This is a genomic window from Knoellia aerolata DSM 18566, from assembly GCF_000768695.1.
GTDB lineage: Bacteria > Actinomycetota > Actinomycetes > Actinomycetales > Dermatophilaceae > Knoellia > Knoellia aerolata.
Window position 1 is genome coordinate 98823 of record NZ_AVPL01000001.1, and the last position, 15010, is coordinate 113832.

Consider the following 15010-nt stretch of genomic DNA (forward strand, 5'->3'; position numbering starts at 1 on the left):
CCGACGAGGTCAGGCGGCTCGGCCGTAGGCGTCCCAGTCGTGCGCGCTGCGCCGGTGGTCGGCGTCGTGCTCGGCCGGGTGGCGGAAGTCGTCGGCCCAGGGGGCCTGCTGCTGGCGTCGGTGGTTGCGCTCGAGCGCCCAGACGAACAGGGCCGTGAGCAGCAGTGCGGGGATGAAGGGGGCGATGTCGGAGAGGAGAGTGCTCATGGCATGAGTTTGATGGCCGACGACATCCTGCCACGAGTGGCTGATCTGACGGTCTTGCACAAGATACTGCCAACCTGTCATGCTGGCCGGCATGGGCCTGCACTCGATCGCCGTCGTGCTCCAGGATCCGGTCGCCGTCTTCGAGTTCGGTGTGCTCGCCGAGGTCTTCGGCGTCGACCGCACCGACGACGGGGTGCCGCCCTTCGACTTCCGCGTCTGCACCGAGCGCCCCGGCGTGCCGCTGCGCGCCGACGGCGGGACGACGCTCGTCGCGGAGCTGGGCCTCGAGGCGGCGGCCGACGCCGACCTCGTGGCGATCCCGGCGAGCAGCGCCGCCTTCGCCCCCTCCGACGCCGTCAGGCAGGTCGTGCGTGACGCGGTCGACCGCGGGGCCTGGGTCCTCTCGGTCTGCTCCGGCGCGTTCACCCTCGGTGCGGCCGGCGTCCTCGACGGCCGCGAGTGCACGACCCACTGGCGACACAGCGAGGAGCTCGCTGCGTCCTACCCACTGGCCCGGGTGAACCCCGACGTGCTCTACGCCCACGACGGCACGGTCATCACGAGCGCCGGGACCGCCGCCGGGGTCGACGCCTGCCTGCACCTCGTGCGGGCCGAGCACGGGGGCTCCGTCGCCAACCGCATCGCCCGGCGGATGGTGGTGTCCCCCCACCGCGACGGGGGCCAGCGGCAGTTCATCGACCGCCCGGTCCCGGTCACCGAGGCCGACAGCCTCGGCCCGGTCCTCGAGTGGATGCTCGAGCACCTCGACGAGCCGCACACGGTCGACCAGCTGGCCCGCCGGTCCTCGATGTCGGGTCGGACCTTCGCGCGCCGGTTCGTCTCCGAGACCGGGACCACCCCGCACCAGTGGATCACCGACCAGCGGGTGCTGCGGGCGCGGGAGCTCCTCGAGGAGACCGACCTGTCTGTCGACCAGGTCGCGCGGGACGTCGGGTTCGGCAGCGCCGCCCTGCTGCGGCACCACTTCGCCCAGTGCACCGGGCTCACGCCGACGGTCTTCCGGACGCGTCACCGCTCCCCCGCCTGACAGCGTCCGCAACCCTGGTCGAGAAGGCGACCAGGGTTGCGGACGCAAGCGGACGGCATACGTCAGGGTCGATCTTCACGAGATCTCCACAGGTCGCGCCCACGGACTCCATCGACGGGCTCCTAGGGTCAGGGACATGAGTGGAACAGGTGGGGGGACCGCGGCCCCGGCGAGCACGACGGTGCTCGTCGTCGAGGACGAGCCCACGATCAACCAGGCGGTCACCGACCGCCTGCGGGCCGAGGGCTACGTCGTCCACCAGGCGCACGACGGCCCCGGCGCCGTCGCGGCCTTCCACGAGCACGCCCCCGACCTCGTCGTCCTCGACGTGATGCTCCCCGGCTACGACGGGCTGGAGGTGTGCCGCCGCATCCAGGCCGTCCGCCCCGTCCCGGTCCTCATGCTCACCGCCCGGGACGACGAGACCGACATCCTCGTGGGGCTCGGCGTCGGCGCCGACGACTACGTCACCAAGCCATTCCGGATGCGCGAGGTCGTCGCCCGCACCCACGCCCTCCTCCGGCGGGTCGAGCGCGCCGCCGAGCTCGCCGCGACGCCTGCGCCGACCACCCACGTCGGCGCGGTCCAGATCGACGGCCCGGCGCGTCGGGTCACCGTCGCCGGCACCGAGGTCCACCTCACCCCGCTCGAGTTCGACCTCCTCGCCGCGCTCGCGTCCACGCCCGGAGCCGTGCGCTCCCGCGAGCAGCTCATGGGTGAGGTGTGGGGTTGGTCGGACGCCTCCGGCACCCGGACGCTCGACAGCCACGTGAAGTCCCTGCGCTCCAAGATCGGCGCCGGCCGGGTGCGCACGGTCCACGGCGTCGGCTACGCCCTGGAGGACGCGTGAACTCCGACCAGCCCCTCGAGGGGGTCGGCTCGATCAAGGTCAAGCTCGGGCTCCTCGTCGGGGTGAGCTGCGTCGTCGCCGCGCTCTTCGCGACGATCGGCGAACGAGCCGGGATGCCGGCCTGGCTCACCCTGCCCGTCACCGTCGCCGCCGCTCTCCTGGTCACCCAGTGGCTCGCCCGGGGGATGACGGCACCCCTGCGCGAGATGACCGAGGCCACGAGCCGCATGGCGGCGGGCGACTACGGCCAGCGGGTGTCCACGGCGTCCACCGACGAGGTCGGCCACCTGGCCCGCGCCTTCAACGCGATGGCCTCCGACCTCGCCGACGCCGACCACCAGCGCCGGCAGCTCATCGCCACGGTGTCCCACGAGCTGCGCACCCCCCTCACCGCGCAGCGCGCCCTGCTCGAGAACCTCGTCGACGGGGTGGTGCAGCCGGACGACAAGGCGCTGCGCGGGGCGCTCACCCAGTCCGAGCGGCTCAGCGACCTCGTCGGCGACCTCCTCGACCTCTCCCGGATCGACGCGGGCGTGGCGCCTCTCCGGCTCGAGGAGGTCGTCGTCGGGGGTGTCCTGCGCCGTGCCGTGGCCGAGGCCGAGCTCGGTGCCCGCCCGGTCCGCTTCGTGTGCCGGGTGGTCCCGGAGGACCTCGCCGTCACCGCCGACCCCGCGCGCCTCGCCCAGCTCGTCGCCAACCTCCTCGACAACGCCGCCCGGCACAGCCCGCCCCACGGCGAGATCCAGCTCGTCGCCTCGGTCCTCGACGGCGCCCGCTGGGCGCTCGAGGTCGTCGACGACGGGCCGGGCATCCCCCTTGACAAGGCCGCCAGCGTCTTCAGCCGGTTCGGGACCGGCGACGACTCCGGTGGCGGCACCGGCCTCGGCCTCGCCATCGCGTCGTGGGTCTGCGAGCTGCACGGTGGCTCGATCCACGTCCTGCCCACCGAGCCCGGCGCCCGAGGCGCGCGGCTGCGCGCCGTGCTGCCACGGCATACGACGAAGAACGCGCCCACGACCCCGGAGGTCACCATGACACCCACGCCCGCCCAGCCCCCCGCACCGCAGCCCCAGCCGGCCCTGCCGGCCGTGGCGGCGCGGCCGGCAGGGCCCCCGGCGCTGACCGACACGCTCTTCGGGAGGTTCTGGCCCGAGACCGATCGCGGGCCGCAGCCCAAGCTCCTCATCGGCGCGCTGCTCATCGGCCTCCTGGCGGCGATCATGTTGCCGGACAGGCGGATCGGCATGGCCGCCGGACTCGTCGCGCTCCTGTCGGCCGTCCTCATCCTCTCCGCGTCGCGCGAGCGGCGGACGCCCTGGGCGATCGCCTGCGTCGCGGTCGGGGTCGCGCTCACCGCGATGACGGTCCTGCGGGCCGCCGAATGGATCATGGTGCTGTCGGCGATGATCGCGGCCCTGCTCCTGGCGGCCACCGTCACGCGGGCGCGGTCGTTCGTCAGCATCCCGCTGTCCGCGATGTCGTGGGTGCTCGCCGGGCTGCGCGGCCTGCCGCTGCTCGGCCGGACCCTCAGCGCGACGAGCCGGATGCCGCTGCTGTGGCCGGTGCTGCGCACCGTCGCGATCGCCGCGGTGGGGCTCGTCCTCTTCGGTGGGCTGTTCGCCTCGGGTGACGCGATCTTCGGGTCGTGGGCGCAGTCGCTCGTCCCCGACCTGCGCTGGGACTCGATCATCGCGCGGGTCTTCATCTTCGTCTTCGTCGCCGGGGTCTCCCTGGCCGGGGGCTACCTGGCGCTCAACCCGCCGCGCATCGCCGACCTCGACGTCCCGCGCAGCGCCCCGGTCGGGCACCGGTGGGAGTGGCTCGTGCCGCTCGGGGTCGTCATCGCGCTGTTCGCCGCCTTCCTCGTCGCGCAGGCGACGGCCATGTGGGGCGGTCACGAGTACCTGCGCGAGACCACCGGCCTGACGTACGCCGAGTACGTGCACCAGGGCTTCGGCCAGCTCACGACCGCGACCTTCCTCACCTTCGTCGTCATCGGCATCGCCACCCGCAAGGCGCCGCAGGCGTCAGCCTCGGACCGGTTCGTCCTCAAGGTGGCGCTCGTGACGCTGTGCGTGCTGACGCTCGCGGTCGTCGCGTCGGCGCTCTACCGGATGAGCCTCTACCAGGAGGCCTATGGCTACACGACACTGCGTGTCCTCGTCGACGGCTTCGAACTGTGGCTCGGGCTGCTGCTCGTCCTCATGGTCGTCGCGGTCGTCAGGGGCCGGGGGACGTGGCTGCCGCGGGCGGCGCTGCTGTCCGGTGCACTGTTCTTCCTCGGTTTCGGGCTGATGAACCCCGACGCCTGGGTGGCGTCGCGCAACCTCGACCGGTTCGAGCAGACCGGCGAGCTCGACACCGCCTACCTGTCCACGCTCGGGCCCGACGCCACCCCGGCGATCCTCGATCGGCTCGACGACAAGCAGGCGGCGTGCGTCCTCGGGTGGCGTCAGGAGTACGACGCGGGGCGCGACGACGTCCTCTCCTGGAACATCTCGCGGGACCGCGCCTTCGACGCCCTCGAGGGCGCCGACCTCACCGTCGACGCGGCGACGTGTCGGGCGTTCGGTGACGGGTTCGTGCCGGACACCACGCGAGGCTGAGCGGCCGGCATACCCGCCGTTGCTTGCGTCCGCAAGGGTGGTCGGGTTCGCGACCAGGGTTGCGGACGGAGCGGGTATGCCGGGTGGGTGCGTCCGCAAGGGTGGTCGGGTTCGCGACCAGGGTTGCGGACGCAGCGGGTATGCCGGGTGGAACGGGGCGGCGGCCCGGGACGGGCATACTCGCGGAATGGACTCGACCACGGTGCTCGTCCTCAACGGCCCCAACCTCAACCTTCTGGGGGAGCGCGAGCCGGAGATCTACGGCAGCGCGACCCTCGCCGACGTCGAGGAGCTCTGCCGAGCGGCCTGCGCCGCCGCTGGGCTCGGCCTCGACTTCCGGCAGAGCAACCACGAGGGCCAGCTCATCGACTGGGTGCAGGAGGGGCGGCGCGGGATCGCCGGCCTGGTCGTCAACGCCGCCGGCTACACGCACACCTCGGTCGCGCTGCGCGACGCGATTTCGGCGGTCACCGTCCCGAGCGTCGAGGTGCACATCAGCGACATCCACGCCCGCGAGGAGTTCCGCCACCACAGCTACCTCACCGACGTCACCGACCACCAGGTCATCGGCCGCGGGGTCACCGGGTACGTCGAGGCGGTTCGATGGGTCGCCGAGCAGCAGGACCGCTAACCTGACGCTCCGGGCCCGTCCGTGGTCCGGGGGAAGCAGGGGCCGGACATGAGGTATCTCATCGCGCTCGTCGTCATCATCGCGATCCTCGCCTACGTGCTCAACCGTCGCGGGTCGAGCGGTCTGGGTGGCGGGACCGAGACGACGGAGAAGGCCCTCGGCCAGTCGACCCACCGTGAGGGCTCGGGCCAGGGCTTCGGCGGCGGCTGAGCGCACCACCGGCCGGGTCGGCGCGGGCGTTCACCAGGCCGGCCGGCGGGCGCTACCCCTGGGGGACGAGCTGCTGCAGCGTCCAGCGGTTGCCGTCGGGGTCCGGGAAGGTGACGAATCGGCCCCACGGCTGGTCGTCGACCTCGCTCGCGTCGACGCCGGCCTCGAGGAGTGTCGCCCGCGTCGCATCGGCGTCGTCGATGACGACCTGCACGTTGCGCAGCGACCCGGGCTCGTCCTCGCTGAGCCCGTCGCCGAACGCGATCGAGCACGCGGATCCCGGTGGCGTCACCTGGACGAACCTCAGGCCCGGCCGCACCGTCTGGTCGAAGTCGACGTGCCAGCCGAGCTGGCCCTCGTAGAACGCCTTCGCGCGGTCCGGATCGGTCACCGGCACGAAGATGAGCTCGATTCGGTAGTCCATGGCTGCTCCTGTCGTTCTCGACTGGCCGTGGCCCGGACGCCGTCGCCCGGGCGCTGGAGCCGACGCTACGCCCGGCGACCGACAGGCGTGAGGCATCGGAGGCGCATCGCGCGGCCTGGGCCCTGTGAGCCAGACGCCGACTCTTCGTGACTTCCGGGTAGTTAGTAGGACGTCCTACTATCGAAGGCATGACACCGACGTCGCCCGATCTGCACGTGCCCACGAACCCGGTGCGCATCGTCACCGCGTCCAGCCTGTTCGACGGCCATGACGCGTCGATCAACATCATGCGGCGGATCATGCAGAGCCAGGGCGCCGAGGTCATCCACCTCGGGCACAACCGCTCCGTCCAGGAGGTCGTCGACGCGGCGATCGAGGAGGACGTGCAGGGCATCGCCGTGTCGTCCTACCAGGGCGGGCACGTCGAGTACTTCGAGTACCTCGTCCAGCTCCTGCGCGAGGCCGGCGCCGACCACGTCAAGGTCGTCGGCGGTGGCGGCGGCGTCATCGTCGCCGACGAGATCGCCCGGCTTCGTGAGGCCGGCGTGACGATCTTCAGCCCCGAGGACGGCCAGCGGCTCGGTCTCGTCGGCATGATCAACACCGTCATCGAGGCCTGCGACACCGACCTCTATGCCGCGGGGCCGGCCGACATCACCGCCGTCCTGGCGGGGGAGCGACCGGCCGTCGCGCGCGCCATCACCGGCGCCGAGGTCAAGGCGCTCTCCGACGCGGACCGGGCCGAGCTCACCAGGGCGGCGGCCGGCCGCACCGTCCCCGTCGTCGGCATCACCGGCACCGGCGGCTCCGGCAAGTCGAGCCTCACCGACGAGCTCGTCCGGCGTCTGCGCGTCGACCAGCAGGACAAGCTCCGCATCGCCGTGGTCGCGGTCGACCCGACCCGCCGCCGCGGTGGTGGCGCGCTCCTCGGCGACCGCATCCGGATGAACGCCAACAGCAGCCCCGACGGAGCCTCTCCCGTCTTCTTCCGCTCGCTCGCGACCCGCGGCGGCCGCGAGGTGCCCGAGGCGCTCGAGGACGTCATCACCATCCTCAAGGCCGCGGCATACGACCTCATCATCATCGAGACCCCCGGCATCGGCCAGGGCGACGCGGCGATCGTGCCGTTCGCCGACGTCTCGATGTACGTCATGACACCGGAGTTCGGCGCTCAGAGCCAGCTCGAGAAGATCGACATGCTCGACTTCGCCGACCTCGTCGCCATCAACAAGTTCGAGCGGCGTGGTGCGCTGGACGCCCTGCGCGACGTCGGTCGCCAGCTCGTCCGCAACCGCGGGGCGTTCGGCAAGAAGCCCGAGGACATGCCCGTCTTCGGCACCTCGGCGGCGACGTTCAACGACGACGGCGTCACCGCTCTCTACCAGGAGCTGCGCGGGCTCCTCGTCGGCAAGGGTCTCCAGCTCGCCGAGGGTGTCCTGCCGCACGTCGAGGTGCGGCACTCCTCGGTGCTTCGACAGATCGTCCCGGCCGCGCGCGTGCGATACCTCTCCGAGATCGCCGACACCGTCCGTGGGTACCACTCGCAGACCGAGGCGTATGCCGCCCACGCCCGTCGCGTGCAGCGGCTCGAGTTCGTCGACGACGAGCTCGCAGCCGCGGGTCACGTGGAAGACACGGCCCACGCCGTCGATGTCCTCCTGGTGGAGGCACGCAAGGCGCTGCCGACGGAGGTGGGGGAGGCGATCGAGAAGTGGCCGGCCGTCGTCGAGACCTACGCGGGTGACGAGCAGGTCGTCCGGATCCGCGACAAGGAGCTCCACACGGCACTCGTCAAGGAGTCCCTGTCCGGCAACAAGATCCGCCGCGTGGCGGTGCCCTCCTTCGCCGACAACGGCGATCTCGTGTCGTTCCTGCGGCGCGAGAACCTCCCCGGCTTCTTCCCGTTCACCGCGGGTGTCTTCCCGTTCAAGCGCGACAACGAGGACCCCGCGCGCATGTTCGCCGGCGAGGGCGACCCCTTCCGCACGAACCGTCGCTTCAAGCTCCTGTCCGAGGGGCAGCCGGCGACCCGGCTGTCCACCGCGTTCGACTCGGTGACGCTCTACGGCCGCGACCCCGACCCGCGCCCCGACATCTACGGCAAGGTCGGCACCTCCGGCGTCTCGGTCGCGACTCTCGACGACATGAAGGCGCTCTACGACGGGTTCGACCTCACGTCACCGAGCACCAGCGTCTCGATGACCATCAACGGCCCGGCGCCGACGATCCTCGCGTTCTTCCTCAACACGGTCATCGACGCCGAGCTGGCGAAGTTCACCGAGCGCGAGGGGCGCGATCCGAGCGAGGAGGAGGCGGCCGGCATACGCGCGTCCGCCCTCACGCAGGTGCGCGGCACGGTGCAGGCCGACATCCTCAAGGAGGACCAGGGGCAGAACACGTGCCTGTTCTCGACCGAGTTCTCGCTGCGGATGATGGCCGACATCCAGGAGTGGTTCATCGAGCAGCAGGTGCGCAACTTCTACTCGGTGTCGATCAGCGGCTACCACATCGCCGAGGCCGGGGCGAACCCCATCAGCCAGCTCGCGTTCACGCTGTCGAACGGGTTCACCTACGTCGAGGCGTACCTTGCGCGCGGCATGGACATCAACGACTTCGCGCCGAACCTCTCGTTCTTCTTCTCCAACGGCATGGATCCCGAGTACTCCGTCATCGGCCGGGTGGCCCGCCGCATCTGGGCGGTCGCGATGCGTGAGAAGTACGGCGCCAACGAGCGCAGCCAGAAGCTCAAGTACCACGTGCAGACGTCGGGTCGGTCGCTGCACGCGCAGGAGATGGACTTCAACGACATACGCACCACGCTCCAGGCGCTCATCGCGATCTATGACAACGCGAACTCGTTGCACACCAACGCTTTCGACGAGGCGGTGACGACGCCGGGTCCGGACTCGGTGCGTCGTGCGCTGGCGATCCAGATGATCATCAACCGTGAGTGGGGGCTCGCGATGAACGAGAACCCGCTCCAGGGGTCGTACATCATCGACCAGCTCACCGACATGGTCGAGGCGGCTGTGCTGGCCGAGTTCGACCGGATTTCGGAGCGCGGGGGAGTGCTCGGGGCGATGGAGACCGGGTACCAGCGCGGCAAGATCCAGGACGAGTCGATGGTCTACGAGCACCGCAAGCACGACGGCTCGCTGCCGATCATCGGCGTCAACACCTTCCGCAAGCCCGATGCCGAAGGCGGCACGCCGCAGCACGTCGAGCTGGCGCGCGCGTCGGAGTCCGAGAAGGAGTCGCAGCTGGCCCGGGTGCGGGCGTACCGCGAGACCCACCGCGAGGAGGCCGAGGTGGCGCTGGAGCGACTGCGCGAGGCCGCGATGAGTGGGGACAACGTGTTCGCGGTGCTCATGGATGCGGCGCGGGTGTGCACGCTGCAGCAGGTGACGGACGCCTTCTTCGAGGTCGGGGGTCAGTACCGCCGGAACGTCTGAGTGGTGCGGGTCCGGCAAACGGTGGGGGTCGCCCACCGGTCGATGCCAGACTGAGCAGGTGGCAGTCGAGGTCACGCAGGCTGGGAAGGCGCTCGTGGGGCGCACCACGGAGCTGGAGGTCGTCCTCGGGCTGGTGGGCCAGGGCGCGGCCGGCGCGGCCGGCGCGCTCGTCCTCAGCGGGGAGGCGGGCGTCGGCAAGACCGCGCTCCTGCAGGAGTCGATGTCGCGGACGCCCTCGACCAGCGATGTCCTGTGGGCGTCCTGCCTGCCGCTGAGTACCTTGTCGGTCCCGTTCCTGCCGCTGATCTCGGCCCTGCGCGGCCACGGCGCGGAGCAGGGCCTGCTCGACGACCTCCACGGGTCGCCGGTGAACGCCCTGACCACCTTCGACGGGTGGCTGGACAGGGCCTGCGCCCAACGACCCGTCGTCCTCGTGGTCGATGACCTGCAGTGGGCGGACCAGAGCTCCCTCGACGTGCTCCTCTACGTCCTTGCCGGCCCGGCCGACCGCCGGCTGACGGTGCTGATGACGGTGCGTCAGGGGGAAGAGGGGCGGCTCCTGCCCGAGTGGCTGGCCAACGTGAGGAGGCTCCCACGCACTCGTGAGCTCCACCTCGCTCGGTTGGACCGGCTCGGGGTCCAGGCCCAGCTGACGGCCCTGCTCGGCCAACCACCGCGCGCATCCCTGGTCGACCAGCTCTATGGGAAGGCCGCGGGCAACCCCTACCTCACGGAGCTCCTGGTGCGCGGGCTCAGCCCGGATGCCCGCCAGCTTCCGGAGGGTCTGCCGACGGACCTCCAGGATGCGGTGGCGAGGACGTGGCGTCGGCTCTCCCGGAACGCGAAGGCGCTGACGAGCCTGCTGTCCGTGGCCGGGCGTCCGCAGGGCGGAGAGCGGCTGGCCCGCCTCGCAACGTCGGGGGGTGTGGAGGGGGACCCGGTTCGCCTTCTCCGGGAGGCGATCGAGGCCGGTGTCGTCGAACGGCATGAGGGCAGGTACTGGTTCGGCCATCCGCTGCTGGCGGAGGTGCTCGAACAGGAGCTGTTGCCCGAGGAGAGGCAGCGACTGCACGCGTCCATGGCGCGGTACCTCGCCGCGACGGTCGGAGACGACGAGGCCGATGCGGACGTTGCCGTGGACCTCGCCGACCATCACGCCGGCGCCGGTCATCGTGAGGACGCGTTCCGGTGGGCCCTGACGGCCGCGACGTCGGTGCAGCGTGCGGGCGGCGCTGCCGAGGCGCTCCGGCTGCTGCAGCGCGCGCGCGCCCTGTCGGCGCACCTGGCGTTGTCACCCCGAGCGGAGGTCGAGATCCTGGAGCGACTGGCAGATGCCGCAGAGCGATGTGGAGACCTGGACGCGGCCATGGAGGCCGTGGATCGACTCGTGGAGCTCGCCGACGCGGACGCGGACCCGATGCGCGTCTCGGAGCTGCTCGTCCGGAGGATCGAGCTGGGCTACGAGACCGGGCTGGTGTCCAAGCCCGCCGCGATGGACATGGCAGAGCGTGCGGTGCGGCTCTCGGCTGCCCGACCGGACAGCGCCCAGCACGCGACGGCCGTCGCGCTTCTCGCCGGGAGCGAGGTCTGGGCCGGAATGCCGACCGGTGCGGCACGGGCAGCGGACGCGGTCGAGCACGCGACCACGAGTGGGTCCACCAAGGCCATGGCCCTGGCGCTGATAGCGCGCGCGACCGCCACGAGCTTCGCCGGTGAAGGGGACGGGCTCGCGGACGCGTTGGCCGCGGAGGAGGCCGCAGCTGCTGCCGGGGACTTCCGGACCTACGTGGAGGCCGTGGGCACGGCGGGCAACGCCATCGACATCGGCTTCACCAACCCCAGGGAGATCGAGCACGCGACCCGGAGCCGGGAGCGGCTCGTCGCACTGGGTGCGCCGTACCGCTACGTGGCGTGGCTGAGTGCCGGGGACGCGTACTCCTCCCTGATGTCGGGTGACTGGCGCCGCTGCCTCGAGCTCCTCCGGGTTGCCCTTGGCTCGACTCCCGGCCCTGCGGTCGACTGCATCGGACGGCTCGCCGCGGGCCTCCTGGACATCCGCCAAGGACGCTGGCAACAAGGAGCCCAGCACCTCGCGCGTGCGCTGGAGCTCACGGGTGCGCCCCACGAGTTCTTCGGCTACCACGCCATCAACGCCGAGCTGCAGCTGGCCCGGGGCGATGACCGTGCAGCCTTCGCAGCCGCCATGGCCGGGGTGGAGGTCGGGCGCGCCAACCTCACGGAGCACGTGCTGCCTCTGGCGGCCCGAGCTCTCGCCAACGAGGCAATCACCCTGCGGGACCGTGACCAGGACGTCGGACCGGTGCTGGAGACCCTCCACGACCTCCGGACGCGGTATCCCGACGTCCTGTTCGACGTCGGCCCCGGGACCGCGCACGCCGCCGGGATCGTGGCCATGCAGGCCGTGTACGAGGCGGAGGCCGCCCGGGCCGAGAACGTGTCCGGCTCCTCGTCGACCTGGGAGGCCGCCGCGGAGAGGTGCGCCGAGGCGGGTCTGACCTGGGACGAGGTCTACGCCCGGTGGCGCGCGGCGGAGGCGGGACTGAAGCCCGGCACGGTGACCCCGTCCGCGAGGGAGCTCCTGCGGCGGGCGCACAGCCTGGCCACGGACCTCGAGGCGGTGCCTCTGCTCGAGGAGATCCAGGGGCTCGCGCGCCAGGCGCGCATCTCCCTGTCCACGCCGGGTGCCCCTGGCCCGCGGGGGTCGACGCCCTTCCCGGGTTTCACCGAGCGCGAGCACGACGTGCTTGCCCTCGTGCTGGCAGGGCGCACCTACACGGAGATCGCCGCTGAGCTCTTCATCAGTGAGAAGACCGTGAGCACGCACATCTCGCACATGCTCCGCAAGACGCGGACGGCCAGCCGGATCGAGCTCGCCCAGCTGGCGCGACGGCTGTCCGCGACGACGTCCGCGTCGACGTCCGCGTCGACGTCCGCGTCGGCACCCACGCCCTGACGGCGTCACCGCTCGTCACGCGACCCGCCGGCGCGAGCGGAGGTCAGGGTCAGGGCGCAGCCATCTCAGGGGTGATGCCCGATGCCGCCGACACGGTGATCGCGGGAGCGTGGGGAGGTCCGAAGGACCCGTTCTGGTCACACGAAGGAGAAGCGATGAAGAAGGCAATGGGCGCAGCAGCGGTGATCTCTCTCGCCGCGGTGCTGCAGGTCTCGGTGAGCAACGGTGCGCACGCGCACAACAGGGCGCACGTCATCCTGCCCTCGGGCGAGTGCATGGTCGTGGGGTCCGAGAAGTCGGTGACGCTGCCCGACGGGTCGCTGCACGACCTGCGACCCGAGACGTTCCCGGCGGACGAGATCGGCACCGCCTACGCGGCTGACGAGGGCGGCTCCCGCCTCCTCAAGGGTGGGTGCCCGTAACCGGCGGACCGGCCTTCCCGGGCATCGGCGCCACCCCGTTCGTCATCGCGTTGCCCGGGAGGCCAGACCCTTGAGCATGCCCTGCGCCATGACGTGGTCGGCCGGCACGACGATGGCGCGATAGGCGAGGTCCAGCCAGGGCGGCGTGACCCATCCACGGTTGCGGATGAGGAGTCGGGTGCCGTTGCCCGTCGGGGTCAGCGAGAAGGTCCAGACCCAGTCGAGCTCGGCTCCGAAGCGCTCGGCCCACCCGGGTGGTAGGTGCGTCCGCGAGTGCAGGACGAGCACGGAGGGCGCCTCCGCCCGCTCCACGACGAACTCCGCGGTGCCGGGTGGGCCGTCGGGAACGGTGTCGCCGGGACGGAGCTCCCTCACGAGGGCTGGATCAAGTCGCTCCGCGCTGGGCCAGTTGCCGGGGAACAGGAGACGGTCGACCCAGCGCGGTGTGTACCAGCCGCCGCGGTGCCATCCGAGCTGGGAGAGCCAGGGCCACACGCGTTCCGGGGGAGCGGCAATGGTCGCGGCATGGTTGGTGACCAGGGTCGGGTGTGCGATGAGCTCGTCCCCCGGGAGCCCACACCGGCGCTCCTGGAACGTGGATCCGGACGTCGTCCCCCACCGAAGCAGGACGGCGTATGCCGTCGTCGCCGCGAGGAGCGCGCCGAACCTTCGATTCGCGTGCACCACGTCCTCCTCCGCTGGACGCCCGGCTCAGGGGACGGATGGGTGGGGAGTGGCGGCCTCGAGCCAGGTGAGGACGTCGCGCTGGAGCCTGCTGCCCGACAGGGTGCGGACGTGCCCCAGTCCGGGGTAGGTCACCGTCGTGCAGTCGTTGATGCCCCCGGCCGTCTCCCGAACCGCGTCCGGCGGGAAGAACCGGTCGGCGTCACCGCACACGAGCAGGACGGGGGCGGTGATGCGTCCGAGCACGGCTCGCCCGTCGAACCCGCGCTCGGCGTCGGCCTCCACGAGAAGGTCGCCGGCGGGGGTGCGGGAGCGCCGGAACGCGGCACCGGCCACCGGTCCCACGATCCGGCGCAGGAGCTCCCAGCGGCTCCCCGGCAGCATGACCTCCATCATCGCGACACCGGCCCGGGAGTGGCGGCCGGCCGCGCGGAGCTCGGCCCACCTGATGTCGACGTCCCGTCCCCACTCCGAGATCTTCGCCGCCGCCCCGGCGAGCACGACCCTGCCCACCACCTCGGGGTGGTCGGCCGCCAGGAACAGCGCGACCAGCCCACCGTAGGACTGGCCGACCACGACGTCGGCTTGTCCGCCCATGACCTCGCGGATGAACGAGGCGTGGTCAGCCGCCATGTCCGCCACCGTGGTCCCGGGCTCCATGTGACGTCTGCGGGTGACCGTCCACACGGCGTACCCGCGCTCGAGGTAGGCGCGGGCGTGCCGGCGCTCCATCTCGGCCATGAGCCCGCGCGAGATCTCGCTCCCCGGCCCGCCGGGGAGGAACAGGATGCTCCGAGGACCTGTGCCCAGGACGGCGAACGCCATCCGCCGGGCAGAGACGCCCGTCCGGCGCTGGGCTCGTGAGCCCTCCCTCACCGGCCGGGGGGCCACGGGGTCAGCCGCGCTCGATGTCGGAGGCGATCTCCTCGGCCCAGGCACCGATGGCGTCCCAGTCACGGAAGTCGCCGGCAGGAATGCCCTCGCGCGCCGCCGGAAGGTGGCGGGTGAGTCGTTCGCCGAGACCGATCGGCGCGTCCTCCGGGTCGTAGGCGCCGAAGAAGACCTGTTCCCCTCGCGGCCGGATCAACGTGGTGAGCTCGTCGAACTCCTTGGGCCGAGTGGACTCGAGGACGTCCTTGCCGTCCTTGTCTACCCGGTCGGTGCCGAGCGGGCCGCTGCTGAACAGCCAGACGGGTTTGGTGGTGAGCTCGTCGCGGTGCTTCCTGGCGAAGCGCACGGCCGGCTTGAGCCAGTGGAACATGTAGGCCGCGCCACCGAGGACGACGGCGTCGTAGCCGTCGACCCCCTCGACCTCCTCCACCGGCTTCGCCTCGGCGGGCAGCCCCCGCTCGGTGAGCGTGGCGGCGATGTGCTCGGCGATGCCAGCCGTGGAACCGTGACGGGTGGCGTAGGCGACGAGGACGTTCATGACCGCTCCCTTGCTGGCCGCTCGGGACCAGTTTATCGCGGCGGGGGGACCGACAGCCAGCCCGCCGGAGTCG

At 71.7% G+C, this 15010-nt stretch carries 13 protein-coding genes; 8 read left to right on the top strand and 5 right to left on the bottom strand.

What is annotated here, in order from left to right; genetic code table 11:
• Positions 1–9 precede the first annotated feature (9 nt).
• Positions 10–207, bottom strand: a complete 198-nt coding sequence (locus N801_RS00500) for a hypothetical protein (protein WP_035931659.1) — start codon at positions 205–207, stop codon at positions 10–12.
• A 91-nt stretch (positions 208–298) separates the two neighbouring features.
• Between N801_RS00500 and N801_RS00505 the strand changes: the two genes are divergently transcribed.
• The 5 genes from N801_RS00505 (at position 299) to N801_RS00525 (ending at position 5552) form a co-directional block, all read left to right on the top strand.
• Positions 299–1255, top strand: coding sequence for a helix-turn-helix domain-containing protein (locus tag N801_RS00505; protein WP_035931962.1), 957 nt, complete (start codon positions 299–301; stop codon positions 1253–1255).
• A gap of 136 nt (positions 1256–1391) precedes the next feature.
• Positions 1392–2105, top strand: coding sequence for a response regulator (locus N801_RS00510; RefSeq protein ID WP_052112460.1), 714 nt, complete (start codon positions 1392–1394; stop codon positions 2103–2105).
• Positions 2102–4711 (top strand): DUF4153 domain-containing protein, encoded by a 2610-nt coding sequence (locus N801_RS00515; RefSeq protein WP_035931665.1) that lies wholly within the window; start codon positions 2102–2104, stop codon positions 4709–4711. Before N801_RS00510 ends, N801_RS00515 begins: the two co-directional genes overlap by 4 nt.
• Positions 4712–4898: 187 nt before the next feature.
• The gene (aroQ, locus tag N801_RS00520; protein WP_035931668.1) at positions 4899–5342 is read left to right on the top strand and encodes a type II 3-dehydroquinate dehydratase; all 444 of its coding nucleotides are present in this window, start codon (positions 4899–4901) and stop codon (positions 5340–5342) included.
• A gap of 48 nt (positions 5343–5390) precedes the next feature.
• Positions 5391–5552, top strand: a complete 162-nt coding sequence (locus N801_RS00525) for a hypothetical protein (RefSeq protein ID WP_156996375.1) — start codon at positions 5391–5393, stop codon at positions 5550–5552.
• Positions 5553–5604: 52 nt separating this feature from the next.
• On the opposite strand, the gene N801_RS00530 is transcribed toward N801_RS00525, so the two are convergent.
• A complete protein-coding gene (locus tag N801_RS00530) occupies positions 5605–5976 on the bottom strand; it encodes a VOC family protein (protein ID WP_035931675.1) in 372 nt (123 codons plus the stop codon).
• 188 nt (positions 5977–6164) lie between these two features.
• Here N801_RS00530 and icmF point away from each other — a divergent pair, with 188 nt between their 5' ends.
• From icmF to N801_RS00545, 3 genes are all read left to right on the top strand, one after another.
• Positions 6165–9428 (top strand): fused isobutyryl-CoA mutase/GTPase IcmF, encoded by a 3264-nt coding sequence (gene icmF / locus N801_RS00535; protein ID WP_035931678.1) that lies wholly within the window; start codon positions 6165–6167, stop codon positions 9426–9428.
• Between the two features lie 58 nt (positions 9429–9486).
• Positions 9487–12402 (top strand): helix-turn-helix transcriptional regulator, encoded by a 2916-nt coding sequence (locus N801_RS00540; protein WP_035931680.1) that lies wholly within the window; start codon positions 9487–9489, stop codon positions 12400–12402.
• 155 nt (positions 12403–12557) lie between these two features.
• Complete coding sequence (locus N801_RS00545) at positions 12558–12824, top strand: hypothetical protein (protein ID WP_156996377.1); 267 nt, start codon at positions 12558–12560, stop codon at positions 12822–12824.
• A gap of 42 nt (positions 12825–12866) precedes the next feature.
• Here the strand turns inward: N801_RS00545 and N801_RS00550 are convergent, their stop codons facing one another.
• From N801_RS00550 to N801_RS00560, 3 genes are all read right to left on the bottom strand, one after another.
• On the bottom strand, positions 12867–13508 hold the full coding sequence (locus N801_RS00550; protein ID WP_052112461.1) for an SRPBCC family protein: 642 nt from the start codon (positions 13506–13508) through the stop codon (positions 12867–12869).
• A gap of 27 nt (positions 13509–13535) precedes the next feature.
• Complete coding sequence (locus N801_RS19470) at positions 13536–14333, bottom strand: alpha/beta fold hydrolase (RefSeq protein WP_052112462.1); 798 nt, start codon at positions 14331–14333, stop codon at positions 13536–13538.
• A 70-nt stretch (positions 14334–14403) separates the two neighbouring features.
• Positions 14404–14937 carry a flavodoxin domain-containing protein gene (locus N801_RS00560; protein ID WP_035931687.1) on the bottom strand — a complete coding sequence of 178 codons (534 nt, stop codon included), beginning with the start codon at positions 14935–14937 and terminating at the stop codon, positions 14404–14406.
• Positions 14938–15010 lie beyond the last annotated feature (73 nt).

Bases quoted from the DNA above. Each gene is read 5' to 3' on its own strand.
- N801_RS00500 (WP_035931659.1), bottom strand. From the start codon at position 207: ATGAGCACTCTCCTCTCCGACATCGCCCCCTTCATCCCCGCACTGCTG.
- N801_RS00505 (WP_035931962.1), top strand. From the start codon at position 299: ATGGGCCTGCACTCGATCGCCGTCGTGCTCCAGGATCCGGTCGCCGTC.
- N801_RS00510 (WP_052112460.1), top strand. From the start codon at position 1,392: ATGAGTGGAACAGGTGGGGGGACCGCGGCCCCGGCGAGCACGACGGTG.
- aroQ (WP_035931668.1), top strand. From the start codon at position 4,899: ATGGACTCGACCACGGTGCTCGTCCTCAACGGCCCCAACCTCAACCTT.
- N801_RS00525 (WP_156996375.1), top strand. From the start codon at position 5,391: ATGAGGTATCTCATCGCGCTCGTCGTCATCATCGCGATCCTCGCCTAC.
- N801_RS00530 (WP_035931675.1), bottom strand. From the start codon at position 5,976: ATGGACTACCGAATCGAGCTCATCTTCGTGCCGGTGACCGATCCGGAC.
- icmF (WP_035931678.1), top strand. From the start codon at position 6,165: ATGACACCGACGTCGCCCGATCTGCACGTGCCCACGAACCCGGTGCGC.
- N801_RS00545 (WP_156996377.1), top strand. From the start codon at position 12,558: ATGAAGAAGGCAATGGGCGCAGCAGCGGTGATCTCTCTCGCCGCGGTG.
- N801_RS19470 (WP_052112462.1), bottom strand. From the start codon at position 14,333: ATGGCGTTCGCCGTCCTGGGCACAGGTCCTCGGAGCATCCTGTTCCTC.
- N801_RS00560 (WP_035931687.1), bottom strand. From the start codon at position 14,937: ATGAACGTCCTCGTCGCCTACGCCACCCGTCACGGTTCCACGGCTGGC.